This is a genomic window from Herbiconiux daphne, from assembly GCF_024979295.1.
Taxonomy (GTDB): domain Bacteria; phylum Actinomycetota; class Actinomycetes; order Actinomycetales; family Microbacteriaceae; genus Herbiconiux; species Herbiconiux daphnes.
On record NZ_JANLCJ010000592.1, the window covers coordinates 1 to 587 of the forward strand.

Genomic DNA, 587 nt, shown 5'->3' on the forward strand with positions numbered 1-587 from the left:
GCCAGACAGCTGGCCGACCATGCGGCATTGTTCGGCGACTAACGCCGCCTTTGCCTGGAAATATGGATCACGCAGGCGCTTACCTTCCCACCAACGCGCGCCGCTTCCGGCTACATCAGTGCAAGGCGGGAAGCCTGCAACGAAGGCGACTAACCGGCGTTCGATGATGGAGCGAATCAGGTTCATCGCATCCGGCGAATTCACCACGTCGCCGACACGGTAGACAAACGCGCCGGTCGGCAGCCGTTCGAACGAAACCCCGGCCGGATGCTGCGGATCAACCAGAACGGCATTGAACCCCGCCGCCGTCCACGGTTCGGCCATTACCCCGGATAAATCACAAAGGCAGATAATGAACGGTTTCAAATATTCGCCTCCACTGTCATTCCATAATCTACATCGACAATCTTTCCGCTATGCAAATGGCCGCCTTCCGGGGCTTTGGTCAGCTGGAATTTATTAAAATAGAACCGCAGCCATTCGAACGCGGATTCTTTCAGCTGCGCATTGCGTAAGATCTCGTATGTGCGATAGCGTTTCAGACTACCGGCCGCCAACGTTTCGCGGATTCGCGCGCGCGTCCAGCG

The 587-nt window shown here is 57.1% G+C and carries 2 protein-coding genes; both read right to left on the reverse strand.

The window, feature by feature from the left end; all coding sequences use genetic code 11:
* Window positions 1-366 (reverse strand): hypothetical protein (locus N1032_RS26635; protein ID WP_259543668.1); only part of this gene is annotated, 366 nt, incomplete at its 3' end.
* On the reverse strand, window positions 363-587 hold a 225-nt coding region (locus N1032_RS26640), incomplete at its 5' end, for a hypothetical protein (RefSeq protein ID WP_259543669.1). The genes N1032_RS26635 and N1032_RS26640, both read right to left, overlap by 4 nt.